General features: G+C 43.1%; 23 protein-coding genes. 14 read left to right on the forward strand and 9 right to left on the reverse strand.

The window, feature by feature from the left end; genetic code table 11:
* The first annotated feature begins 424 nt into the window (after positions 1 to 424).
* A complete protein-coding gene (locus ABIB39_RS04315) occupies positions 425 to 1,405 on the forward strand; it encodes an acyl-ACP desaturase (RefSeq protein ID WP_354427606.1) in 981 nt (326 codons plus the stop codon).
* Positions 1,406 to 1,550: 145 nt separating this feature from the next.
* On the opposite strand, the gene ABIB39_RS04320 is transcribed toward ABIB39_RS04315, so the two are convergent.
* Positions 1,551 to 1,877, reverse strand: coding sequence for a hypothetical protein (locus ABIB39_RS04320; protein WP_354427608.1), 327 nt, complete (start codon positions 1,875 to 1,877; stop codon positions 1,551 to 1,553).
* Between the two features lie 116 nt (positions 1,878 to 1,993).
* Here ABIB39_RS04320 and ABIB39_RS04325 point away from each other — a divergent pair, with 116 nt between their 5' ends.
* From ABIB39_RS04325 to pyrH, 7 genes are all read left to right on the forward strand, one after another.
* Complete coding sequence (locus ABIB39_RS04325; RefSeq protein ID WP_354427610.1) at positions 1,994 to 3,013, forward strand: aldo/keto reductase; 1,020 nt, start codon at positions 1,994 to 1,996, stop codon at positions 3,011 to 3,013.
* A gap of 498 nt (positions 3,014 to 3,511) precedes the next feature.
* A complete protein-coding gene (gene rplM / locus ABIB39_RS04330; RefSeq protein ID WP_067062091.1) occupies positions 3,512 to 3,949 on the forward strand; it encodes a 50S ribosomal protein L13 in 438 nt (145 codons plus the stop codon).
* 26 nt (positions 3,950 to 3,975) lie between these two features.
* The gene (gene rpsI, locus ABIB39_RS04335; RefSeq protein WP_121248210.1) at positions 3,976 to 4,362 is read left to right on the forward strand and encodes a 30S ribosomal protein S9; all 387 of its coding nucleotides are present in this window, start codon (positions 3,976 to 3,978) and stop codon (positions 4,360 to 4,362) included.
* Positions 4,363 to 4,381: 19 nt separating this feature from the next.
* Positions 4,382 to 5,236, forward strand: coding sequence for a 30S ribosomal protein S2 (gene rpsB / locus ABIB39_RS04340; RefSeq protein ID WP_354427613.1), 855 nt, complete (start codon positions 4,382 to 4,384; stop codon positions 5,234 to 5,236).
* A gap of 92 nt (positions 5,237 to 5,328) precedes the next feature.
* Positions 5,329 to 6,180 (forward strand): translation elongation factor Ts, encoded by an 852-nt coding sequence (tsf, locus tag ABIB39_RS04345; RefSeq protein WP_354427614.1) that lies wholly within the window; start codon positions 5,329 to 5,331, stop codon positions 6,178 to 6,180.
* Between the two features lie 170 nt (positions 6,181 to 6,350).
* Positions 6,351 to 7,472, forward strand: a complete 1,122-nt coding sequence (gene nagA, locus ABIB39_RS04350; RefSeq protein ID WP_354427616.1) for an N-acetylglucosamine-6-phosphate deacetylase — start codon at positions 6,351 to 6,353, stop codon at positions 7,470 to 7,472.
* Positions 7,473 to 7,522: 50 nt separating this feature from the next.
* Entirely contained in the window at positions 7,523 to 8,227 is a 705-nt protein-coding gene (gene pyrH, locus ABIB39_RS04355) for a UMP kinase (RefSeq protein ID WP_354427618.1), read from the forward strand.
* Between the two features lie 104 nt (positions 8,228 to 8,331).
* Here pyrH and ABIB39_RS04360 read toward each other — a convergent pair whose 3' ends face one another.
* The 5 genes from ABIB39_RS04360 to ABIB39_RS04380 form a co-directional block, all read right to left on the reverse strand.
* Entirely contained in the window at positions 8,332 to 10,092 is a 1,761-nt protein-coding gene (locus ABIB39_RS04360; RefSeq protein WP_354427620.1) for an ABC transporter ATP-binding protein, read from the reverse strand.
* Between the two features lie 80 nt (positions 10,093 to 10,172).
* A complete protein-coding gene (locus ABIB39_RS04365) occupies positions 10,173 to 11,117 on the reverse strand; it encodes a bifunctional helix-turn-helix transcriptional regulator/GNAT family N-acetyltransferase (RefSeq protein WP_354427621.1) in 945 nt (314 codons plus the stop codon).
* A gap of 125 nt (positions 11,118 to 11,242) precedes the next feature.
* Complete coding sequence (frr, locus tag ABIB39_RS04370) at positions 11,243 to 11,806, reverse strand: ribosome recycling factor (RefSeq protein ID WP_354427622.1); 564 nt, start codon at positions 11,804 to 11,806, stop codon at positions 11,243 to 11,245.
* 289 nt (positions 11,807 to 12,095) lie between these two features.
* Positions 12,096 to 12,512, reverse strand: a complete 417-nt coding sequence (gene rbp, locus ABIB39_RS04375; RefSeq protein ID WP_354427624.1) for an RNA-binding regulator — start codon at positions 12,510 to 12,512, stop codon at positions 12,096 to 12,098.
* Between the two features lie 146 nt (positions 12,513 to 12,658).
* Complete coding sequence (locus ABIB39_RS04380; protein WP_354427626.1) at positions 12,659 to 13,111, reverse strand: 3-oxoacyl-ACP synthase; 453 nt, start codon at positions 13,109 to 13,111, stop codon at positions 12,659 to 12,661.
* Positions 13,112 to 13,406: 295 nt separating this feature from the next.
* Here ABIB39_RS04380 and ABIB39_RS04385 point away from each other — a divergent pair, with 295 nt between their 5' ends.
* A complete protein-coding gene (locus tag ABIB39_RS04385; RefSeq protein WP_354427627.1) occupies positions 13,407 to 13,592 on the forward strand; it encodes a hypothetical protein in 186 nt (61 codons plus the stop codon).
* Here the strand turns inward: ABIB39_RS04385 and ABIB39_RS04390 are convergent.
* Together ABIB39_RS04390 and ABIB39_RS04395 are read right to left on the reverse strand one after the other, a co-directional pair.
* Positions 13,589 to 14,716, reverse strand: coding sequence for a CapA family protein (locus tag ABIB39_RS04390; protein WP_354427629.1), 1,128 nt, complete (start codon positions 14,714 to 14,716; stop codon positions 13,589 to 13,591). The genes ABIB39_RS04385 and ABIB39_RS04390 overlap by 4 nt on opposite strands.
* Before the next feature lie 64 nt (positions 14,717 to 14,780).
* Complete coding sequence (locus ABIB39_RS04395; RefSeq protein WP_354427631.1) at positions 14,781 to 15,356, reverse strand: C40 family peptidase; 576 nt, start codon at positions 15,354 to 15,356, stop codon at positions 14,781 to 14,783.
* A 592-nt stretch (positions 15,357 to 15,948) separates the two neighbouring features.
* Here ABIB39_RS04395 and pdhA point away from each other — a divergent pair.
* The 3 genes from pdhA (at position 15,949) to ABIB39_RS04410 (ending at position 19,684) form a co-directional block, all read left to right on the forward strand.
* Complete coding sequence (gene pdhA, locus ABIB39_RS04400; protein ID WP_354427633.1) at positions 15,949 to 16,944, forward strand: pyruvate dehydrogenase (acetyl-transferring) E1 component subunit alpha; 996 nt, start codon at positions 15,949 to 15,951, stop codon at positions 16,942 to 16,944.
* Between the two features lie 39 nt (positions 16,945 to 16,983).
* Positions 16,984 to 18,687 carry a dihydrolipoamide acetyltransferase family protein gene (locus tag ABIB39_RS04405; protein ID WP_354427637.1) on the forward strand — a complete coding sequence of 568 codons (1,704 nt, stop codon included), beginning with the start codon at positions 16,984 to 16,986 and terminating at the stop codon, positions 18,685 to 18,687.
* Between the two features lie 214 nt (positions 18,688 to 18,901).
* Positions 18,902 to 19,684: a M90 family metallopeptidase gene (locus ABIB39_RS04410; protein ID WP_354427639.1), complete on the forward strand. Its 783-nt coding sequence runs from the start codon at positions 18,902 to 18,904 to the stop codon at positions 19,682 to 19,684.
* Between the two features lie 75 nt (positions 19,685 to 19,759).
* On the opposite strand, the gene ABIB39_RS04415 is transcribed toward ABIB39_RS04410, so the two are convergent.
* Positions 19,760 to 21,769 carry a vWA domain-containing protein gene (locus ABIB39_RS04415; protein ID WP_354427640.1) on the reverse strand — a complete coding sequence of 670 codons (2,010 nt, stop codon included), beginning with the start codon at positions 21,767 to 21,769 and terminating at the stop codon, positions 19,760 to 19,762.
* Between the two features lie 83 nt (positions 21,770 to 21,852).
* On the opposite strand from ABIB39_RS04415, the gene ABIB39_RS04420 reads away from it, so the two are divergent.
* Both ABIB39_RS04420 and ABIB39_RS04425 read left to right on the forward strand, forming a co-directional pair.
* Complete coding sequence (locus tag ABIB39_RS04420; protein ID WP_354427642.1) at positions 21,853 to 22,425, forward strand: RNA polymerase sigma factor; 573 nt, start codon at positions 21,853 to 21,855, stop codon at positions 22,423 to 22,425.
* Positions 22,376 to 23,701 carry a hypothetical protein gene (locus ABIB39_RS04425; protein WP_354427644.1) on the forward strand — a complete coding sequence of 442 codons (1,326 nt, stop codon included), beginning with the start codon at positions 22,376 to 22,378 and terminating at the stop codon, positions 23,699 to 23,701. Before ABIB39_RS04420 ends, ABIB39_RS04425 begins: the two co-directional genes overlap by 50 nt.
* Positions 23,702 to 23,727 lie beyond the last annotated feature (26 nt).

Genomic DNA, 23,727 nt, shown 5'->3' on the forward strand with positions numbered 1-23,727 from the left:
GTTTATACCAGAAAGCCCGGATAAGGTTCTTCGAGCTATATAACCCCAAATTGATTGGCACCTGGGCGAAAACAACTATTACCAGTAACGTAACGATGGTAACGAGCCATCGGTTCATGATAAATTATTGATTGTTAAAAACTGGGGGGCCAAGTTTGGTGTTCCTATATTGTGCGGAGAATATGGCGTATATAATAATATGCCGATGCCGATAGCCGTTGCCGCTATATAACGGCGGTACGTAAAAATTTAAAGGCATTTAGCATACCCGGGATATGTGGCATTACAATACCAACTTTTCGATACTTAACGGGCCGCCGGCCATTAACAACTTAAGCAACTGAATAAAACAGGCAATTGATTATACCGGGGCTAAATAATATTATTGTTTAAATGATTAACTTTGCCCAACTAAGATAGTACTATGAAATTTTTTGAAGATAAACGTAAGGAAGTAATGGGGCATATAGAGAAGTTCATGCTTGAAAAGATGAGCGAGTATCTAAAGCCTATCGATACCATTTGGCAGCCGTCAGACTTTTTGCCTGATGCATCCAGGGACACGTTTTTTAGCGAAATAAAAGAAATGCAGGAGAGTGCACGCGGGTTGTCTTATGACCTTGTTGCCGTACTTATAGGTGATACCATTACCGAAGAAGCACTTCCCACCTACGAATCGTGGTTAACCATGGTAGAAGGTGTATCTGATAACGAAGAAGGGGGCTGGATGAAATGGACCCGCCACTGGACAGCAGAAGAAAACCGCCACGGCGATCTGCTAAATAAATACCTTTACTTGTCGGGCCGTGTTAACATGCGCATGATGGAGGTATCTACCCAGTACCTTATTGCCGACGGCTTTGACATTGGTACCGGCCACGACCCATACCGTAACTTTATATATACATCTTTCCAGGAGCTGGCAACAAATGTATCTCACCGCCGGGTAGCCTCACAAGCTAAAAAGGATGGTGATGCTTTGTTATCAAAAATGTGTGGTGTAATTGCCGGTGATGAGGCCCGCCATGCTAAAGCATACAAATACTTTATTGAAAAGATATTTGAAGTTGACCCTAATGAAGCGATGCTTGCGTTTGAGGATATGATGCGTAAAAAAATTGTAATGCCTGCTCACTTCTTGCGCGAAATTGGTTTAAAAATTGGCCAAACCTTTGGTCACTTTACCGATGCTGCAGAGCGTTTAGGTATCTACACAGCTATCGACTATGTTGATATTCTAAAAGAACTGATAGAAGACTGGCATATAGAAAGCGCAACCGATTTAAAAGAAGACGGCGAAAAGGCCCGTGATTACATCGTGAACCTACCAAACCGCTTGATCCGCGTTGCCGAACGTATGAAAAACCCAATGTTGGAATACAAATTCAGCTGGATCTACGGATAGAATATTATTATTAGCAAGCCCGCTTTGAAACAAAGCGGGCTTTTTTGTTTTTAGACGGTTTGTCTGTCTGAGCCCGTCGAAGATTTTTACGCCGATTAAGCATGATGTTTAATGTTCGGCAAGTTCACCAGGGCAATCTTAAGCACTATCCCTCCTGCACCAGATCCGTTCCTCTTCCATTTGATATATCGTCAAATAAACTGTTCAGGATAGATTCTACCGTGATGGAATTTATGTCATCCACATAATGCTCGCTGCGGGTTATCCAAAGTTCATCATCCTGCACGGCAATGGTAAATAGTACGCCTTCGTAAAGGTCGGGCTGGGTTATCTCGATGCCGGCGGGTGTGTTGCTGATGGTAAAGCTGATGTCGCTTTGCTTTTGCTTTTGGAAGAGGGGGTTTAGCCTTTCCTCGATATGGTTGTAAAGCTCGGTGATGTTAACTGGTTTATGCAGGGTGATGATCTTCATGGCGGTAATGTTTAATATATTTACAATTGGCGCACGTGTATTGTTTACCCGCGCTTTTATTTCCGTTTTTAAAACATCAGTTTTACTTACAGCGTTACATTATAAATACTACCACTATGAAATATAAATTACTGGGCCGGTCGGGCCTAAAAGTATCCGAACTTTGTTTAGGCACCATGGGCTTTGGTACCGAAGGTGGCTGGGGCGCAGATGCTGCCACCAGTTTCGAGATCATGGATACCTATGCCAACGCCGGCGGCAATTTTCTGGATACGGCCAACGTATACAAACTGGGCACCAGCGAAAAGATCATAGGCGACTACCTTTCAACTCAAGACCGCGATTACTTTGTACTCGCCACAAAATATACCCTAAAAGATAACACCACCAACCCCAACGCCAGCGGCAACAGCCGTAAAAATATGATGCGCAGTGTGGAGGATAGCCTAAAACGTTTGAAAACAGATTTTTTGGATGTGCTGTACCTGCACATTTGGGACGACATAACCCCGATAGACGAAGTGCTACGCGGATTGGATGATCTGATAAAACAAGGTAAGGTAACCTACGCCGCCATTAGCGATACGCCCGCCTGGGTTGTAGCTAAAGGAAACACGCTGGCCGAACTGATGGGCTGGAGCCAGTTCATTGCCTTGCAGGTAGAATATAGCCTGCTTGCCCGCACTGCTGAGCGCGAACTGATCCCGATGGCTAAACACTTTGGGATGACCGTTACCCCATGGGCGCCATTGGCCGGCGGCGCGTTAACCGGTAAATATTTAAAAGGCGATAAAGGCCGCATCAAAGCCGACAGTAAACGGCTGGACGCCCGCGCCGAAAGCATAACTAAAGTAGTGATGGAAATAGCGCAGGAACTCGGTGTATCAGAAAGCCACGTTGCCCTCCAATGGACCATGAGCAAAGGGTTCAGCTGCATCCCTATAGTAGGCGCAACCAAAATTGATCAGCTAAAGGATAACCTTAAAACTGTTGACGTTGTGCTAAGCCAAGCCCAGATCCAAAAACTGGATGATGCCAGTAAAATAGAATTAGGCTTCCCCGGTGATTTTTTTGCGGAAGAAGCAGTGAAGGTAAATAGCTTCGGCGGGTTTTATGACAGGGTGGAGAAGAGGTGAGAAGATGCTGCTGATAATAGTTAAGGGCGTCATTGCGAGGTACGAAGCAATCTCTACATAGGCAGAGCAGAATTGTATAACAAAGAGATTGCTTCTTACCGCAATGGCGATTTAGCTACATTTATAGAATTGCGTTAGGGATAGTAGTGGAAACCCCGGAATGAAAGGCGGCTTCTACCGGCAACCTGTAATGAGGAGTTGTAAGTATAGTCCGGGCCGCAGGCAGCGCCATCATTATTTAGCTGATATGCATAACTATCACATACCTAACCAGCTACCCACTGTATCTCTATTAATACCCAATTAACAACCGTTATAAACTAATTACAACTATTAAACCCATCTCAATTTCCCACCGTCCTAATTTCCCGATATATCCACCGGCAATCTCCCTCAAATTTCCTTAAAAACCATTTGTAAATTAAACAATTAAGCCTATCTTTGCAGTCCCGTAATTACGGGGTAAAGTATACGTTTAATAAATTTAATTAAAAGCAAGTGAATACGTTAAGTTACAAAACTGTCTCAGCCAACAAGAAAACCGTTAATAAAGAATGGGTTGTTGTTGATGCTAACAATGAGATTTTGGGGCGCTTGTGTACTAAGATCGCAATGATGATCAGAGGTAAACACAAGCCAGGGTTCACCCCACACGTAGACTGCGGAGATAATGTAATTGTTATCAATGCAGACAAGGTTAAACTGACCGGAAACAAATTCAGCGAAAAGCAGTATGTTTCTTACACCGGTTACCCGGGCGGTCAGCGTTTCATTTCTCCAAAAGAGTTAATGGCAAAGCATCCTGAGCGTGTGATTGAAAAAGCCGTACGTGGTATGTTACCTAAAAATCGTTTAGGCCGTGCTATTTATGGTAACCTGCATGTTTATGCAGGTGCAGAGCATCCTCATGCCGCTCAAAATCCAACAACCATTTAATTTTTTAATCACAAGGAGAAAAGAAAATGCCAACAACTAACACTTCAGGCAGAAGAAAAACCGCTGTGGCCCGTATCTATTTGAACGATGGCACCGGCACCATTACCGTTAACGGTAAAGATTACAAAGAGTACTTCCCTACCTTACCATTACAGTACATCGTTATGCAATCAACAGAAGTTTCTGGCTCTGCCGGTAAATTTGATGTTAAAGTAAACGTTGCAGGTGGTGGTGTTAAAGGCCAGGCAGAAGCCGTTCGTTTAGCTATCGCGAAAGCTATTGTTGAACTGGATCCGGAGAAAAAACCAGCATTGCGCGCTAAAGGTTTGATGACACGTGATGACCGTATGGTTGAGCGTAAGAAACCAGGACGTAAGAAAGCACGTAAGAAATTCCAATTCAGTAAACGATAATTTAAGGAGGACACAAACAATGGCAAGAACAACATATCAGGACTTACTGGATGCAGGTGTACACTTTGGTCACCTTACCCGCAAATGGGATCCGAAAATGTCACAGTACATTTTCATGGAGCGCAATGGTATCCACATTATAGATTTAAATAAAACCTTATCTAAGGTTGAAGAAGCTGCTGCAGCAATTAAACAAATTGTAAAATCAGGTCGTAAAGTATTATTCGTAGCAACAAAGAAACAAGCGAAAGATATCGTAGCTGAATATGCAAAAGGCGTAAATATGCCTTATATCACCGAGCGTTGGTTGGGTGGTATGTTAACCAACTTTGCTACCGTACGTAAGTCGATCAAAAAGATGTCAAACATCGATAAATTGACTAAGGACGGTACTTACAGCAACTTATCTAAAAAAGAGCGTTTGATGATACAGCGCGAGCGTATCAAATTAGAAACTTTGTTAGGTGGTATAGCGGATCTTAACCGTTTACCTGCTGCATTGTTCTTAATTGACGTTAAGAAAGAGCACATCGCAGTATCTGAGGCTTTGAAATTAAACATCCCGACTTTCGCGATGGTTGATACAAACTCTGATCCGTCGAACATCGATTTCCCTATCCCGGCGAATGACGATGCTACCAAATCAATTTCATTGATCACCGGTATTATCATCAAAGCTATCGAAGAAGGTTTAGATGAGCGCAAACGCGAGAAAGAAGACGAAACCGAAAAAGAAGCTGCTGCTGCTAAAGCAAAAGCTGATGCACCGGAAGTAGCTGACCGTTCTGAAGGTGGCAAACGTAAAAGGACTGCAGAAGTAACAGCTGACGCTGCTGAAACTGAAGCTCCTGCTGCCGATTCAACAGAAGAATAATATTTGAGTTTAAAGTTGAAGGTTAAAAGTTGTAGGTGTTACCTGTAGCTTTTTACTTTCAACTTTTTACTTTCAACTTTAAAACTAAAAAGATGTCTACAGTACAAATATCTGCATCAGATGTAAACAAACTGCGCCAGCAAACAGGTGCGGGCATGATGGATTGCAAAAAAGCTTTAACTGAAACCAATGGCGATTTTGAAGCTGCTATTGATTTTTTAAGAAAAAAAGGTGCTAAGGTTGCTGCAAGCCGCCAGGATCGCGAATCTAACGAGGGTGTTGTTATAGCACGTACGTCTGAAGATTTTAAAACGGGTGTTGTTATTGAGCTTAACTGCGAAACAGATTTCGTAGCTAAAAACGCTGAATTTGTTGCTTTCGCTAACGAAATTGCAAATGCGGCTGTTCAAGGCAAACCGGCTTCTATCGAAGCTTTGTATGACCTTACTATCGACGTTGAAAATACAACTGTTAAAATTGGTGATGCTATCATCGACAAAACAGGTAAGATCGGCGAGAAAATCGGTGTATCTAAATATGAAGTTATTGAAGGTGATAAAGTTGTTGCTTACATCCACGGTAACTACCGTTTAGGTGTGTTAGTAGGTTTAAGCAAAGCTGTTGATGGTGCTGACGAAGCAGGTAAAGATGTTGCAATGCAAATCGCAGCAATGAACCCGGTAGCTATTGATAAAGACGGTGTTGATTCGACTATCATCGAGCGTGAGATGGAAATTGCAAAAGATGTTATCCGCGCAGAAGGTAAACCGGAAGCAATGGTTGAAAAAATTGCTGCTGGTAAGCTTAATAAATTCTACAAAGACTCTACCTTATTAAACCAGGAGTTTGTTAAAGACTCTTCTAAAACTGTTGCACAGTTCTTAGACACGGTTGATAAAGGCCTAACCGTTACCGCTTTCAAGCGAGTTGCTTTAGGAGCTTAATTATATTATCCCCCTCGTATTAACGAGGGGGATTTTTTTTGCCCTGAGATTTCTAAACACCCGCGTTATAGCGAGGTACGAAGCAATCTCTTTGCTGTACAAAGCCGCTCTGCCTATGCAGAGATTGCTTCGTACCTCGCAATGACGTAAACTGTTAAATACGCGACACTATGATAACAGCACTTCATAACCTTAAACTCATCTCCGGCGGTACCATCGCCACGGGCAAAGCTGTTTTAATTGAGGGCAGCCGGATCAAAGCTATTATTGAAGATACTGCCATCCCTGCGGATGCAGAAAAGAAAGACCTTAACGGCGCTTATCTTGCACCGGGTTTTATTGATTTGCAGATCTATGGTAGTGGCGGTAAACTCTTTGCCGGCAAACCCGAGGTATCTGCGCTTAAACGCATGGAAGATGATCTGTTAAGCCAGGGCACTACCGGCTTCTTCGCCACCATCGGTACAAATACTAATGAGATTGTTGAAGCAGGCATCGCAGCCGCAAAAGAATACCGGAAAAATGGACGTGGTAACTTTTGGGGCCTGCACCTCGAAGGACCGTACCTTAACGTTGCAAAACGCGGCGCCCACCCTGCAGATTTAATTAAAAAAGCAACACTTGCCGAAGTTAAAAGTTGGATAGAACAGGCTGATGGCGTTATCAGCATGATAACCATAGCGCCGGAATTGCAGGACCAGGAAGTGATAGATTACCTGCATGCGCAGGGCATCATCATATCATCGGGCCATAGCAATGCTACTTACGAGCAGGGGAAAGGCTTTTTAAATAAACCTATCCCGGCAGTAACGCACTTGTTTAATGCGATGCCGCAAATGCACCACCGCGAGCCGGGTTACATCCCCGCCATATTCGAAGAAAAACCGTACACCAGCATTGTTGCCGATGGTAACCATGTGGATTGGCCAATGATCCGTTTAGCTAAACGCGAGCTTGGCGATAAATTATTCTTAATTACCGATGCTGTTACCGCCGCTACCGAAGGTGCTTACCAGCACAGGTTAGATGGCAACAAATACGTAATGCCAGATGGTACGCTTTCCGGCTCGAGCTTAACAATGTTAAAGGCGGTACAAAACTGTGTAGAATATGTGGGTATCGAACTGGCCGAAGCCGTAAACATGGCTACATTGTATCCTGCGGAACTGGCCGGTAAAAAAACAAAGGGGAGAGTAGCAGCAGGTTTTGACGCCGATCTGATCATCTTTAACAACAAATTTGAAACCCTGGCAACCATATTGCAGGGGAATTATTTAACACCCACAACATAAAATTTTAACAATACCATTTTATATCTATTTTTGATAAATCTTCCATATAAATGAAATACAAAAGAGTCCTACTAAAGCTTAGCGGCGAATCCCTGATGGGCGAACGTCAGTATGGTATTGATAACAACCAGGTTTTGCAATACGCTCATGATATAAAAGCGGTTAAAGACGAGGGTATCGAGATAGCCATTGTTGTTGGTGGCGGCAATATTTTTAGAGGACTTAGTGCCGAAAAAAGCGGTATGGAACGCGCCCAGGCCGATTACATGGGTATGCTTGCCACTGTAATTAACTGTATGGCCCTGCAAAATGCGCTGGAAAGTATTGGGGTAGAAACCCGTTTACAATCGGCTATTAAAATGGAGCAGATCTGTGAGCCCTACATTCGCCGCCGTGCCATGCACCATTTAGAGGTTGGTAAAATTGTGATATTTGGTGCCGGTACCGGTAACCCGTATTTTACAACAGATACCGCAGCATCATTACGTGCTATAGAGATCAAGGCAGACGTTGTACTGAAAGGCACCCGTGTGGATGGTATCTATACCGCCGACCCGGAGAAGGACCCGTTAGCAACCCGTTATGATGAGATCAGTTTTCAGGAAGTATACGATAAGGGCTTAAACGTAATGGACATGACCGCCATTACCCTTTGCCAGGAAAACAAACTACCAATCATTGTATTTGATATGAACAAAGAAGGCAACTTCATGAAAATCGCTAAAGGCGAACATATTGGTACGCTGGTAAAATAATTAAAAGATAAGCGTAAAAGAAAGCCCTGCTGATTTCAGCAGGGCTTTCTTGGTTTACGACCCGTCATTGCAATGACGGGTGGGGGTAAAGCCTGGCGTTTTACTTACGCATCCACCGTATGCTTCTCACCAATTTGTTGCCTCCACATGGCGTAATAAAGGCCCTTTTGATCTATCAGATCGTGATGCTTGCCAGATTCTATTATATGGCCTTTTTCCAGCACATAAATGCAATCGGCGTGCATAATGGTTGACAGGCGATGGGCTATCAATATGGTGATATGGTCATTCAATACAGATACATCGCGGATAGTATCTGTTATCTCTTCTTCGGTGATAGAATCCAACGAAGATGTTGCCTCATCAAATACCAGGATATCCGGTTTACGCAACAATGCACGGGCAATAGAAAGGCGTTGCTTTTCGCCGCCCGACACTTTTACTCCCCCTTCACCAATTACGGTGTCAAGGCCATTATCAGCACGGGCAAGCAGGGTTTGGCAGGCTGCACGCTGTAATACATTCATACATTCCTCGTCGGTAGCGGTTGGGTTTACAAACAGCAGGTTCTCGCGTATTGTGCCCGAGAATAGTTGTGTATCCTGCGTTACAAAACCAACTTTCTCGCGTAGCTGGTCAAGGTCAATTTCTTTGCTCAGTATGTCGTTATAAAGGATGTCACCTTCCAACGGCTGATATAAACCAACCAACAGTTTAACCAACGTGGTTTTACCCGAACCCGATGGGCCAACAAAGGCGATGGTTTCGCCGGTATTGGTTTTAAAGGTGATATTATTTAGCGCGTTGCGGTTAGCCGTTAAGTGTTTAAAGCTTACATCGCTAAATGCCAGGCTTCGCACCTTTTCCAATAACACCGGTTTTTCAGGTTTCTTATCGATAGGGGCATTAAGGATGTTCTCAAAATTAGCCAACGAGATCTGCGACTCGCGCCACGATTGGATAACGTTACCAAGTTCCTGCAAAGGGTTAAACAGGAAGAATGAATAGAACAAGAACTTTAGGTAATCGCCCGGCGTTAATTCATTTTTAAAGATCAGGATCAATAGTATCAATACCATGGCACTACGCACAAGATTCACAACTGTACCCTGTATAAAACTCATGCTGCGCACATATTTAACCTTTTTCAACTCCAGATCGAGGATCTTGTAAGTAGTTTTGTTAAGTCGTGCTATTTCCTGTTTCGCTAAACCAAGGCTTTTCACCAGTTCGATATTACGCAGCGATTCTGTAGTAGATCCTGCCAAAGCGGTAGTCTCGGCTACAATTTTACGCTGAATATTTTTAATGCGCTTACTCAGCGCCATACTAACAAACGTAATAATCGGGATAGCGCAGAAATACACCAGTGTTACCTGGTAGTTTACCTTTAACGAATAAACGATCACGAAAATCATCCCCACCAAACTCACAAATAACACACTGATAAACGAGGTGATGAACTTCTCGCTATCCAGCCGTACTTTTTGCAGGATACCCAGGGTTTCGCCGCTGCGCTGGTCTTCAAATACCTGGTAAGGCAATTCAAGAGAGTGTTTTAAACCATCTGCATACATTTCGGCACCTGTTTTTTGAACAATTATATTAGTAAAATAATCCTGGAAGTTTTTTGCTATACGCGATACCATGGCCGCGCCAATAGCAAGGCCTACTAATCCAAGGGCTCCATAAAGGCGGTATTCGAAACTTCGGGCGATATTGTCTTTAGGGATAATGTATTTATCCATAATGGTACCGGTGACCATAGGGTCTACCAGCGAAAAGCCAATATTTAACCCGGCAAGGAACAGCGCGAGGACAACCGTCCAGCGGTGTTTTGATAAATAAGAAAGTAATATTTTCATGTTATAACACAAAAATAAAAAAAGGGAATGGCTAAGCGGCTCATTCCCTTTAATTTGACAATGGGGTTAATAATAGGAAATTAAAGCTCCAGCATCATCTGGATATTGCACCGTTCGTACGGCGACGGGATGCCGGTAACTTTCTTGAACCCTAATTTATGGTATAGGTTGATGGCCGGTTTTAAAATAGTATTGCTTTCAAGATATAGTTTAGTGGCGCCCATCTCTTTTGCTTTGGTGATGCATGCCTGCCCTAATATAAAGCCTATACCCTTGCCCTTTGCTTTTGGGGAAACAGCCATTTTAGCCAGTTCATACATATTCTCTTCCATTTTGATGAGCGCGCACGCACCAACAGGTTCGTTATTGTAAAGCGCCATAAATATATGGCCGCCTTTATTAAGGATGTAGTCGTCTGGATGGTCGAGCGATTTATAGTCGGTAGCTTCCATCTTAAAATATTGGCTTATCCACTCTTCATTTAAATGTTTAAAGGCCGGCTGGTATTCGGGTTTATAATCTACAATTTGTACATCGGCACTTTCGCGTGCCTTCTTTTCGTCCTTTACCCTATTAACCAGGCTTTTTTGTTCAAGCAAAAATTCCCACTCCCCAATAGCTTTCCAGATATTGTACTGGGTCTCGGCCAAAGCATTTTCTACATCGGCATTTACATCGGCATATTGTACCTGGATACGGCTGTTTATCTCGCGTCCGTTATCTGTTAGCTGGATATATGTTTTTCGGGCATCTGCTTTGTTGGCTACTTCTTGCGCTACACCGTGTTTAACCATTTCTTTTACAATGGTACTCACCGAAGGGTGCGAATGGCTTATCTCTTGCGCGATCTGCATGATCGATTTATCCTCGCCCTCGGCCAGCGCGTAAAATACGTGGAACCACTTCGGATTCATTTCAATATTATATATGCCGTGAACATCACCGGCTTGTTCAGTTAATTTTTCACTTAACCTATGCAACCTGCTTCCTAAAGCCATCTTGCCCACTTTATCGTAAAACTCCATATGTAATATCAATTACGTAATTAATTACGCAAATATTACGGTTGATTTTACACTTGCAAATTATTTCAACAAAAAAGGGATGAACCATTTGGTCACCCCTTTTCAATATATACAAACGGTTAAAGTTAAACCGTCATGATATCTTTTTCTTTCAGATCTGTTAACTGGTCAACTTTAACGATATAGGCATCAGTCAATTTTTGAACCTCGGCTTCGCCAACTTTTATCTCGTCTTCAGAAACGCCTTCAGTCTTTAATTTTTTGATCTTTTCGTTGGCATCCTTACGGATGTTGCGGATAGCAACCTTACCCGTTTCTGCTTCGCCTTTGGCTCTCTTAACCAGGTCGCGACGGCGCTCTTCTGTTAAAGGTGGTACGTTGATGCGAATAATTACACCATCGTTTTGCGGGTTAATGCCCAAATTAGCTTCTTTAATAGCTTTTTCGATAGCAGGTAATAACGATTTTTCCCAGGGCTGTACTATAATAGTACGCGCATCTGGCGTGTTTACGCTACCAATTTGGCTTAAAGGAGTAGGTGTACCGTAGTAATCAACGCTAATATCATCTAACATAGATGGGTTTGCTTTACCTGCACGGATCTTATTTAATTCGTTATCTGCATGATCAATCGCTTTATCCATTAAAGCTTTTGCATCATTTACTTGTTTTTTAATGAGTTCGCTCATTTTTGTGATTTTTTACAAAAATAATAAAAAGTATCAAAGCCCCTTAAAATTCACTGCTTACAAGCAAAAGAATTTGCCGGCCTAATAACAGAATATTATGCAAGTAGTTTTAACAGGCTATATATGAAGTGTATAGCAATATATTGTTGTTATTAAATAACAACACCAAATCACTTAAAAAAAGGCAATAAAAAGCACGCTAACAAAATTTGAGAGCGTGTTTCAAATGCTAATTAAAGCAAAGCACCGTGGTAAACGCGGCGCCTTGCTTTAATTTAAAGGCTGGTTATTACCAACGGCTACCGCCGCCGCCACCGCCGCCTCTGCTATCTTTAGAATAGCCGCCGCCACCGCCGCCGCCACCACCACCTCTGTTGCTGTCTCTTGAGTAGCCACCACCGCCACCGCCACTGCGGTTGCCGCCACCAAAACCACCGCCGCCACCGCTTCTGCGATCGCCTGGTTTTTTGTCTTCTGCCTGGCTAACTGCGATTGAACGACCGCTAACTTCAGAACCGTTTAAGCCTGAAATTGCTTTTTGTGCAGCTTCGTCATCAGACATTTCAACAAAACCAAAGCCTTTGCTTCTGCCCGACTCTCTGTCAATAATAATTTTAACGGTGGTTACTTCACCATAAGCTTCGAAAAGCTCTTGTAAATCTGCTTCCTCTAATGAGTAAGGAAGGCTTCCTACGAATATGTTCATCAAAAAATTAGTTTAGTAATGAACAGTTTTGCACCGTTCATTTATTTGTTTACACCAAATATAGAATAGAAATCAATCAATTGTACAATTATTTAATAAACTATATTTTTTATTTTCTATTTCAACTTAAATTTTAGCCTTGAATTTTACAAAACCCGCTGTATTAGGTAAGTTTTTTCGTTTAAAATAAATTCTTCGCCTGCTTTTTTATCTTTCATTTTAAAACCAATAGGCGATGCCGGCGATACAGCTATGTAGGTTTTGCCATCTAAGACCAACGCGCCGGCACTTATAGCCAGGTAAAAATTGCCATTATTGGTGAATATAACGCTACCATTCTCTGTTTTTACGGATGGGTTGTTAACGGGGATCTGGTTTAGGGCCACCATTAACTTATTTGCCTCATTAAGTTGCGCGAGGTTGCGGTTGGTTTCCTGCTGGGCCATTTCGCGTCCGGTTTCGTATTTATCACCCGCGCTGCTTTTAGTATCATCGTTTTGTGCCTGCTGCGCTTCAGCAATTGCAAGTTCGGCAGCCTGCATGCGGGTTTGTATATAAGCAACGCACAACGCGTGCAGCTTTGCTTTTAAATCACTCATTATATAAAGTTAAAAAACGAAGATGTAGAAAAAGGATGGGATTGCTAAAGGCTATAAAAAATAAAAGCCCCGGGCACTTGCTGCCCGGGGACTTTCAACCTAAACCTTATCACAATGTAAATGCGAGGCACTTACAAGCATATTAACGTAATTGGTTGGCAAATGATACTTGGATTTTTAAAAACTTACACATTTATGATATTTATCGATATAACACAACCAGCGGGTGTATGCAAACAAACTGGGGGAATTGTGGTTAATGAGTAGATTGTTTAACCTCAACTAACTGTTCATCATGAATTTAAAACGTACATTCGGAGCAATACTTACTGTATTAGGTATTATCGGTCTTATTTATACAGGCGTACAAATCATTCAGCACACAGGTGCCGCAACTACATTAATAGTGATTGGATTGATCTCTGTTATATTTTTCTTTACGGGTATTAGCCTTGTTCGCAACACAAAAGACGAAGCCTAATTACTTACTGCCGGTGCTATTGCGCCGGTAGCAGAAATACTTAACCCGGGCCGGATAAAATCGGCCTCGGTTAAATCTTTTATGCGCAGTGCCGCGCGGTTAAGCGTATCTGGCAACAAACCCATGTGGTGGTTTTGCCTGTAGGATATGATCTGCCCGTTCAAAAACTCACCCTTTTTATTAATGCGGATCTTGAGCAATGGTGCAAGGCCGCATACGCCACTTACACTCACCCCTTTGTAAGTCACAAAATTACCGAGGCTGTAGGCTATAAACCGGTTTTTATATAATTCCATCGCGCGTGCAACATGCGGGCCGTTGCCCAATATTACATCAGCCCCTGCATCAATAGCGGCGTGGGTAAACAGGCGCAGGTTTCCGCGATTCTCACCTTTAAAGATCTCGGCCGAATCCGGCACGTGCTCATATTCCGTACCTTCGCCACCGCCGTGAAAGGATACAATTACAATATCGTTTTTGGCTTTCAGATCGCTGATGATGGCTTTTGCATTGGCTATCTGCAATAGCGAAACCGTTTGCCCGTTGGGTGAGAAAGCGCAAAATCCATATTTTACGCCATTCTTCGTGAACGATTTTGACGGATGGCTTTTAAAGCCCGCGGTGTGGATGCCCAAGCTATCTAAAGTTTTAATAGTACTGCGGCGGCCGGCGCGGTCAAAATCATTTGAGTGGTTGTTGCCCACGCTAAGTACATTAAAGCCGGCTTCTTTAAAAACACCGCCAAACTTAACGGGCATTCTAAATAAATATCCTTTATGCTGAAACCTTAATTTGTAACCAACCGGCGCTCCGGTATCTAACAACACACCCTCCAGGTTGCCAAAAGTAATATCGGCTTTTTGCAGATGCTTTAAAGCATATTTAAAACTTGCCTTTGCGCTATCGGGTGGTAAAAAAGTGCTGTCCGGATAGGATGACCCCAGCATGATATCGCCAGCCGCCGCAATAGTTATAGTTGTATCAGCGGGCAACAGGGCAATTGTATCTGTAGAAATAATTGGAGTATCTGCTTCCAATTTATCCGGATGCATTTTAGTTTCAGGCTGATGGCAGGCGGATAAAAATATCGCGGCAACTATAAAAAGGATGAACCGGGCTTTCATGATCAGGCAAAAAAAATCCTCTCATGATTAATGAAAGGATCAGGGATATTTAATTTAGGTTTGCTTAGTTAGCTGGCTTGTCATCGGTAGACGATGGCGATAGTTCACTTTTAAATGATTCTAATAAACGGCCGCCTTTATAAAAATAACGGCTATAGTACGCTTCATCTAAATTGCTGATGGCTACACCACGCGATGATGCATGTGCAAACCTATTGTTACCAAGGTAAATGCCGATGTGCGAAATGCTGCGGCTATGTATTTTGAAGAAAACAAGGTCACCTTCTTTAAGATCATCTTTACCAACCGGGCTAACCATACTAAAAATATCGCGTGAGCTACGACGGATTGGTAAGTTAAATACATCGCTGTATAGTTGTTTTGTAAATGCTGAGCAATCGATACCTTTTTTTGATGAACCACCAAAACGGTATGGAGTACCTATCCAATTGTACACAAAGTTAAAGAGTTTCATGTTTGAGGTAGCCGAAACAGCAACACCCATAATTTGAGAAAGGTAATCTTTTGCTAAACTCTCTTGTTCTGCATTTTCTGCAACTGGAGTTGGAACAGTTTTTGTTTGAGCCTGAGCGGCTAAAACGCTCATAAATAGTGCAATAGCAATTATAATTTTCTTCATTTAATCTCTTTAATTGCTGAATTAGGGCAGCAAATGTATATTAAATTGGACGCTGTGTCTATTGTTGAATACAAAACTATCCAATATTTTTAAACTACCAAATTAAATAGGAGATTTTTTTTCATAACGATTCAGATAATATTTTTAACCGTTGTTAATAATAATGTCGATAAAGTAAAATTCGTCGGCTGAAATTTCACCCGGTGAAATTAATTTTCAATTAGTGTTGTATGGCTTACGTAATTAAAAGTTGCCTCTATAATTTTGAATTAGCCGTTAAGCAATAACATTAAGCAAGAATTAAATAGGCTTCTAATTACCGTTTTTCGACCCAAAACCGACTTGCATTTAACGTTGAAACAAAGATTTTTTACAAGAAGATAATTGCGATAAAGCAACTTTTCGCCTTCTTACAAAGCGTACATTTTACACCATATCCAAATGTTATTTCGCATTTTTCAAAATTACTATGCGTGCATTATAACGGCCCGGCAAAAATTTAATCAAATGATGCTAACAAATTCGTTGCAGTTTCGGTTATTTGCAGGATATAATTAGATTTGCACTTCTACATAGAAACTTTATTTAATAAATGAGTTCAATCGAAATAACTAAAGACACCTACCTGATGTGGTATGAGTCTATGCTCCTGATGCGTAAGTTTGAAGAAAAAACCGGTCAGTTATACGGTCAGCAAAAAATACGCGGATTTTGCCACCTTTATATTGGGCAGGAAGCTGTGTTAGCAGGCGCTATGTCTGTTATACGCCACGAAGACAGTTTAATAACTGCTTACCGTGACCACGCACACGCTTTAGCTAAAGGTACACACCCTAACGCTATTATGGCCGAGATGTATGGTAAAGCAACAGGATGCTCTAAAGGTAAAGGCGGCTCGATGCACATGTTCGACAAGGAAAACCATTTCTATGGCGGACATGGTATTGTAGGCGGCCAGGTACCAATGGGTGCAGGTGTAGCCTTTGCCGAAAAATTTAAGGGTACCGATAACGTAAACATTACCTATATGGGTGATGGTGCCGTGCGCCAGGGTGCATTAACCGAAACCTTTAACATGGCCGCGCTATGGAAACTACCTGTAATTTTTGTTTGTGAGAACAATGGTTATGCAATGGGTACATCTGTAGAGCGTACTACTATACAAACAGATATTTACAAATTAGGCTTGCCTTACGGCATCCCGTCATCACCGGTTGATGGTATGGACCCGGTTGCGGTGCACAACGCCATGGACGAGGCTGTACAACGTGCACGCCGCGGCGAAGGCCCAACCTTTTTGGAAATGCGTACTTACCGTTTCAAGGGCCACTCGATGAGCGATCCGCAGAAATACCGTACTAAAGAGGAGTTGGAAAGCTATAAATCAAAAGACCCTATTGAAACAGTAAAATTAGCTATTCAAAAAAATGGCTATGCTGATGACAAATGGTTCGAAGAAATAGACGCGAAAATTAAAGCACAAGTAGATGAGGCAGTTCAGTTCTCTGAAGATTCTCCTTATCCGGAAGCATCAGAACTTTACACTGATGTTTATGTACAACAGGACTACCCGTACATCCGCGACTAATATTTTATATTTAAAAATTAACAATATTCATCACAGTATATGGCTGAAGTAGTTAAAATGCCCAAAATGAGCGATACCATGACCGAAGGAGTATTGGCGAAATGGCATAAAAAAGTTGGCGATAAGGTAAAATCGGGCGATGTATTGGCCGAGATAGAAACCGATAAAGCCACTATGGATTTTGAATCGTACCAGGACGGCACTTTACTTTATGTAGGTGTTGAAGAAGGTAACGCTGTGCCGGTTGACACTATTATTGCCGTTTTAGGTAATGAGGGTGAAGATTACAAAGCGTTATTAGATGGCGGCGGTTCTGCTCCTGCAAAAACTGAAGAGAAAAAAGAAGAAAAACCGGCGGCCGAGGAAAAACCAGCGGTAGCCGAAGATAAAAAACCGGTTGCTGCAACTGCCGAGAAATCTGCATCTGCAAAACCAAAGGTTGATACCTCAAGCATCCCGGCTACGGTAATACGTATGCCTTTGCTAAGCGATACCATGACTGAGGGTACCATTGAAAAATGGAACTTTAAAGTTGGTGATAAAGTAAAAGCGGATGATTCATTAGCTGATGTGGCAACCGACAAAGCTACCATGGAAGTTGTGGGTTACGAAGCCGGTACCTTATTATACATTGGTGTTAAAGAAGGCGAAGCCGCACAGGTTAACGGCATTATTGCTATTGTTGGTAAAGAGGGTACCGACATACAACCATTATTAGATAACGCTGATGGGGGCGATGGTACCGTTGAAGCAGCACCTGCTGAAGAAGCTACCGAAGAGAAAGCGCCGGCTGCACAGTCTGAAGCTGCCCCAACTGCTACGTCAACCGGTTCTACCGAGGATGACAGCCGTGTTAAAGCATCACCTTTGGCGCGTAAAATTGCTAAAGACAAAGGCATTAATTTAAATGATGTTAAAGGCAGCGCAGAAAACGGCCGCATCATCAAGAAAGATATTGAAGGCTTTACACCATCTGCAAAACCTGCAGAGACCGCTAAACCACAGGAAACCGCTGCATCTGCCGCAAAAGCACCGGTTGTATTGCCAACTTACACAGGCGAAGAGAAATTTACGGAAAGAAATGTTACGCAAATGCGTAAAGCTATTAGCCGCAGATTGTCTGAAAGCTTGTTCACTGCCCCTCACTTCTATGTTACCATGTCGATAGATATGGACCAGGCAATTGCTGCCCGTAACAAAATGAACGAGGTTGCCCCGGTTAAGATCTCCTTTAACGATTTTGTATTAAAAGCTTGCGCGGTTGCCCTAAAACAACACCCTGCCATCAACTCATCGTTCCTGGGTGATACTATCCGTACTAACGAGCATGTACACATTGGTGTAGCAGTAGCGGTAGACGAAGGCCTATTGGTACCGGTTATTAAATTTGCCGATGGTAAATCGTTAAGCTATATCTCGCAAGAGGTTAAAGAGTATGCCGGTAAAGCAAAATCTAAAAAATTACAACCTGCCGAGATGGAAGGGTCAACTTTCACCATATCAAACCTTGGTATGTTTGGTGTTGACGAGTTTACCGCAATTATTAACACACCAAACGCTTGTATTTTAGCCGTTAGCGGTATAGCACAAGTGCCTGTTGTTAAAAATGGCGCGGTAGTACCGGGCAACGTAATGAAGGTTACGCTAAGTGCCGATCACCGCGTGGTGGATGGCGCAACAGCTGCCGCATTCCTGCAAACCTTAAAATCATTACTGGAAGAACCGGTAAGGATGATGATATAGTCGGAAAGTCCGTAGTCCGGAAGTCCGAATGATTTTAAAAGCGATGGGTTTACCCATCGCTTTTTGTTTTAGGATTATTTTATAAAATATGTCATTGCAAGAAGCGTAGCCACGTGGCAATCCCGTCGCGTTCGACTGTAAGCGAAAAGATTGCCATGCTATCGCTCGCAATTGACATATTCTTTTTTGTTAACTTGCCTCCTCACATACCACCATGATTTATTTCTCCATCATTATCGTCGTTGTTATCTGTTACTCGCTATTTCAAGGGCGCAAACGAAACGGTAAACTCACCCAAACCATTCTGACCGACGCGCAGAAGCAATTGTTAACGCAGCATATCGATTATTACAACAAACTATCAGACACGGATAAGCTGTACTTTGAAGACAGGATAGAGCAGTTTCTTGATGCCATACGCATCGAAGGTGTAGGCTTAGAGATAACAGATACCGACCGCATTATGATAGCATCCAGCGCGGTGATCCCCATTTTTGCTTTTAAAGATTGGACGTACCGTAACCTTACTAACGTGCTTTTGTATCCGGACACCTTCGATAAGGAGTTTCAGTTTGAAGGTAACGGGAGCGAGGGCCGAAACATCATGGGTATGGTGGGCAGCGGTTACATGAACGGGCAAATGATATTATCGCGCAGCGCACTTATAAAGGGTTTTTCTGAAAACAACGGGAAGGAGAATACCGGCATCCACGAGTTTGTGCATTTATTGGATAAATCTGACGGCGCTACGGATGGCATCCCCGAAGGTTTCATGCTACACGAATATGTGGAGCCCTGGGTACGGATGATGCACCAGGAGATTCATAAGATAGAGGAGGGGCGTTCAGATATCGACGTTTATGCCACCACCAATGAGGCGGAATTTTTCGCGGTGGTATCCGAATACTTTTTTGAGAAACCGGAGCAATTCCAAACCAAGCACCCGGAATTGTATGACATACTGAGCAAAACATTTGGGCAAGATCCTGCAAAGTAATTAGCCTGATTAGTTTTGTCAGTCTGAACTTGTCGAAGGATTAATAGTTCGACAAGTTCAGACTGGCATACTTACCTATTCCTCCTCAACTTTAGCCAAAGCAGATGACTTACTCAGCAGTTTTGCGCTTTCTGCGAGGCGGATAAACTCGGCGCGGTAACCTTCGTGGTCGTCGCCTTTGCCGGCGCGGGCTGTGGCAATAGCGTGATCAAAGCTTGCTTTTTGTTTAAATTTAGATTCGCGAAGCAACATGCCAACCTCAGCCACGGCAGATGCAAATTTGAAATCGGCAGTAGTGGCGGCAAATTCAATCGGCTTATCGTAAACTACGGCCTTGCTCAATTTACTTACCGATGATACCGGTTCTTTGTAACGGAACTTAATAGTCATCATCTCTGCCGATGGGTTCAGGTCAACTTTACTTTCTTTTACCTTTTGGTATTTTAATGGGTCTACACTTACCATGTAATCGTCTTTTATCCCGGCAGGCACAATTTCGTAAAACGCGGTAACGGTGTGGCCGCTTCCCATATCGCCCGCGTCTTTTTTATCGTCGTTAAAATCCTCTTTGTTTAACAGGCGGTTCTCGTAACCCAATAAGCGATAGGCTTGTACTTTGGCAGGGTTAAACTCTATCTGCAACTTCACATCCTTAGCAACAGTAAATAACGTGCCGCCAAACTCGCTCACCAGGGTTTTGCGTGCCTCGGTAATGTTATCGATATAGGCATAGTTGCCATTGCCTTTATCTGCAAGGGTTTCCATTTTGCTGTCTTTATAATTACCCATCCCGTAACCTAATACAGAAAGAAAGATACCGCTTTCGCGTTCTTTTTCGATCAGTTTTTCCATATCATCATCGCTTGATGCACCAACGTTAAAATCGCCATCGGTAGCTAAGATGATGCGGTTGTTACCTTTCTTCATCAGGTTTTCGGCAGCTATTTTATAGGCCAGCTTAATACCCGCGCCACCCGCTGTAGAGCCGCCCGCGCTTAAATTATCAATGGCATTTTTAATGGTTTCTTTTTTATCGCCGCTGGTTGATGGCAGTACCACACCTGCCGCACCTGCGTAAACTACCAAAGCAACTTTATCTTGCGGGCGCAATTGGTCTGCCAGCATTTTTAATGACGATTGTACCAACGGCAGTTTGTTCTCGCTGTTCATCGACCCGGAAACATCTATCAGGAAAACCAGATTAGATGCAGGTAAATTATTGTTGGCTATGGTTTTGGCCTTTAAGCCGATGCGCAACAAGCGGTGTTTGGTGTTCCACGGTGCCGATGAAATTTCGGTATGGATAGCAACCGGGCCACCATCTGTAGGGCCCGCCATATTGTAGTTAAAATAGTTTATCATTTCTTCAACGCGTACCGCATCGGATGGAGGCAGTTGTCCGTTATTGATAAAACGCCTAATGTTACTGTACGATGCGGCATCCACATCAACAGAAAAAGTAGACAGCGGGGTTGATGAAGCATTGGTAAAGGCATTCTCAATTGTTCCTTTATAGCTTTCGTCCTTTTCGACTGGACTTGGAGCGTTGTAGTTGTAAGATTTTTTATCTGCTGCATTAACCTGCAAGCCGTAGACTCTTCCTTGCAATGCAGCCGACACGCTTTTTGTGCGGCCTTGCACCGGCTGGTTTTTGTATTGCGTTGTTGTGTAACCGTGGGGTATATTTTTAAAAATGTCCCGCCTTCTAACAGTTGTGACGCTACCTACCACATCGGTTCTTTTTTGAACGCCATAGCCTACTACTACAACTTCGTTAAGCGAGTTTGAGGATTCCTTTAGTACTACATCTACATGGCTTTTACTGCCAACGGCGATTTCCTGTTTTTGAAACCCTGTGAACGCAAATGACAAAGTCGCCTTACCCTCGGGTACGCTTAGTGAATACTGCCCCGCCGTATTAGTTTGAGTACCGATGCTGGTCCCTTTCACTGTTATACTTACGCCGGGCAAGGGCAGTTTGTCGCCGGCAGCGGTAACTGTGCCGGTAATAATACGGTTGGCTGTGGCGCTTTTAAACCCGGTAAAGGCGGCAAACAGCATCATCAGTAATAATAGCTTTTTCATATCTGTTATGTTTTATGGGTAGGATGCAGGATATTTAAGATTTCCATAAACGGGTAAAAAAAATTATTTTGCACCCCTCTTGAATGAAATTTTTTAACCGACCAGTTAAACCAGAAGATACCGCAGACGATAAGCTATTGCAAAGCTACCGGGACAGCCGCGACTTAAAAGTTTTGGGCCGACTGTATGAGCGTTACATGCCGCTGGTTTATGGTGTTGGTTTAAAATATTTAAAAGATGAAGAACAGGCGCAGGATGTTGTAATGGCTATTTTTGAAGAGCTGGCACAAAAGGTGCATCAGCATGAAATTAAGCAGTTTAGGGCATGGTTATATGTGCTTAGTCGCAACTATTGCCTAATGCAATTACGAAGCGGTAAAAAATCAGAGACCGTAGCTTTAGATGAGTTTATGGAATTTACCCCGGTTTTGCATCCTGATACAGATAACCGCGAAGAGGCCATGCAGGCTTTGGAGCGATGTTTGGGTAAATTAACGCCGGCACAACAGCAAAGCGTTAAGTTATTTTACCTTGACGAGAAGTGTTATAAAGAAGTAGCCGATGAAACGGGATTTACCATGAACGAGGTAAAAAGCTACATACAAAATGGAAAGCGCAATCTTAAAATTTGCCTTGAAAAGAACAGTGGAGAATAAACAGGCCGACATACAGCAAATACAGAAGTACCTTAACGGGGAGCTTGATGCCCGCGCCATGCATAAACTGGAACGCCGCGCGCAGGACGATCCTTTTTTGATGGATGCGCTGGAAGGGTATGGCGCGATAAAGGCAGATCAACGTAATAATATTACGGGCTTACAGCAACGATTAGAAGCCCGTACAGCAACGAAAGTGATGCGCATGACACCTTGGATGGTTACAGCAATTGCTGCCAGTGTAATAGGTTTTGCCGTGGTGATAGGGCTGCTTTACAACAATGACAGTAGCGATAAGCAGATACCACAGATAGCCATGAACCAACCGGCAAAAGCTATCCCTACAGATACAGCGCCTGTTATTATAGATAAGCAGGCAGAGCAGGTGATAACCTCTCCGAAAAAACAAACTATAGCATCCAATAATATATCGCCAAACATTAATAAAAAAGTTTTCGCAGATAAGAATGCCAAAACCACGGTTACTATGAATGGGACCGCCCCGGTACAACAAGATATATTAAAGGAAGTGCCAACTATAAGCCCGTTAGAAGAAATGGTAGGCTCGGATATTGTTGCCGGTAAAAAACAAGACACACTTTTGGGCGGCGGATTTATCGCTACCAATAAAACTGCTACAGCACCAACCGTACTTAAGAGTAAGGCCGAAGGGGCAAGCATGACCACGCGACCAGGCAAAGCCACAGATAATAATCCATCGGCACTGGCAAGCGCCGGGCTGCCGCCAAATTTAATGGCGGGCGCGGTTATAGATAAAAAAGACGCGTTGCCTTTGCCGGATGCGGCCGGAAGGGCTTCCGCCAAACCCGCCTCTGCAACAGAAGGCAACGCTTATGGGTACACCATGCCGAGTGCTAAAAAGGATGCAGCTACCGGGAGTGTGGAGAATGCAATCGGTACTAAAACTTTTAAAAGTAATGAAAGCGATGCTATAACTTCCCCGATTTTGAGGGAGGTAGCCATCGCTGATAAAAGAGCAAAGAGCATATCAAATGCCCACCCTTTAGCCGGTTGGGATAACTATAAAAAATACTTGCAGCAACGTGCCGTTAATCTGGATGGGAAAGAAGGCGCAGTAGAATTAAAAGCCACCATAAATCCTAATGGTACAGTTACTGCCATCACGGTAACCAAAAGCCTAAGCACAACCGCTGATGCAAAAGCTATCAGCCTGATTCAAAACGGTCCTGCCTGGATAGGTAATGCATCCGGCAAAGCCGAGGATGTGCAGGTTAAGGTGTTGTTTCATAGGTAGAAAGTCCATTCAGAAAAATCCTGTTA

The organism is Mucilaginibacter sp. UYP27 (assembly GCF_040547175.1).
Classification (GTDB): Bacteria; Bacteroidota; Bacteroidia; order Sphingobacteriales; family Sphingobacteriaceae; genus Mucilaginibacter.

Excerpts from the sequence above, each read along its gene's own strand:
- rpsI (WP_121248210.1), top strand. The coding sequence starts at position 3,976 with ATGCCAACAACTAACACTTCAGGCAGAAGAAAAACCGCTGTGGCCCGT.
- tsf (WP_354427614.1), top strand. The coding sequence starts at position 5,329 with ATGTCTACAGTACAAATATCTGCATCAGATGTAAACAAACTGCGCCAG.
- frr (WP_354427622.1), bottom strand. The coding sequence starts at position 11,806 with ATGAGCGAACTCATTAAAAAACAAGTAAATGATGCAAAAGCTTTAATG.
- ABIB39_RS04320 (WP_354427608.1), bottom strand. The coding sequence starts at position 1,877 with ATGAAGATCATCACCCTGCATAAACCAGTTAACATCACCGAGCTTTAC.
- rpsB (WP_354427613.1), top strand. The coding sequence starts at position 4,382 with ATGGCAAGAACAACATATCAGGACTTACTGGATGCAGGTGTACACTTT.
- ABIB39_RS04385 (WP_354427627.1), top strand. The coding sequence starts at position 13,407 with ATGAATTTAAAACGTACATTCGGAGCAATACTTACTGTATTAGGTATT.
- nagA (WP_354427616.1), top strand. The coding sequence starts at position 6,351 with ATGATAACAGCACTTCATAACCTTAAACTCATCTCCGGCGGTACCATC.
- ABIB39_RS04420 (WP_354427642.1), top strand. The coding sequence starts at position 21,853 with ATGAAATTTTTTAACCGACCAGTTAAACCAGAAGATACCGCAGACGAT.
- pdhA (WP_354427633.1), top strand. The coding sequence starts at position 15,949 with ATGAGTTCAATCGAAATAACTAAAGACACCTACCTGATGTGGTATGAG.
- pyrH (WP_354427618.1), top strand. The coding sequence starts at position 7,523 with ATGAAATACAAAAGAGTCCTACTAAAGCTTAGCGGCGAATCCCTGATG.
- ABIB39_RS04325 (WP_354427610.1), top strand. The coding sequence starts at position 1,994 with ATGAAATATAAATTACTGGGCCGGTCGGGCCTAAAAGTATCCGAACTT.
- ABIB39_RS04415 (WP_354427640.1), bottom strand. The coding sequence starts at position 21,769 with ATGAAAAAGCTATTATTACTGATGATGCTGTTTGCCGCCTTTACCGGG.
- ABIB39_RS04395 (WP_354427631.1), bottom strand. The coding sequence starts at position 15,356 with ATGAAGAAAATTATAATTGCTATTGCACTATTTATGAGCGTTTTAGCC.
- ABIB39_RS04410 (WP_354427639.1), top strand. The coding sequence starts at position 18,902 with ATGATTTATTTCTCCATCATTATCGTCGTTGTTATCTGTTACTCGCTA.
- rbp (WP_354427624.1), bottom strand. The coding sequence starts at position 12,512 with ATGAACATATTCGTAGGAAGCCTTCCTTACTCATTAGAGGAAGCAGAT.
- ABIB39_RS04315 (WP_354427606.1), top strand. The coding sequence starts at position 425 with ATGAAATTTTTTGAAGATAAACGTAAGGAAGTAATGGGGCATATAGAG.
- ABIB39_RS04425 (WP_354427644.1), top strand. The coding sequence starts at position 22,376 with ATGGAAAGCGCAATCTTAAAATTTGCCTTGAAAAGAACAGTGGAGAAT.
- ABIB39_RS04365 (WP_354427621.1), bottom strand. The coding sequence starts at position 11,117 with ATGGAGTTTTACGATAAAGTGGGCAAGATGGCTTTAGGAAGCAGGTTG.
- ABIB39_RS04360 (WP_354427620.1), bottom strand. The coding sequence starts at position 10,092 with ATGAAAATATTACTTTCTTATTTATCAAAACACCGCTGGACGGTTGTC.
- ABIB39_RS04405 (WP_354427637.1), top strand. The coding sequence starts at position 16,984 with ATGGCTGAAGTAGTTAAAATGCCCAAAATGAGCGATACCATGACCGAA.
- ABIB39_RS04380 (WP_354427626.1), bottom strand. The coding sequence starts at position 13,111 with ATGAGTGATTTAAAAGCAAAGCTGCACGCGTTGTGCGTTGCTTATATA.
- ABIB39_RS04390 (WP_354427629.1), bottom strand. The coding sequence starts at position 14,716 with ATGAAAGCCCGGTTCATCCTTTTTATAGTTGCCGCGATATTTTTATCC.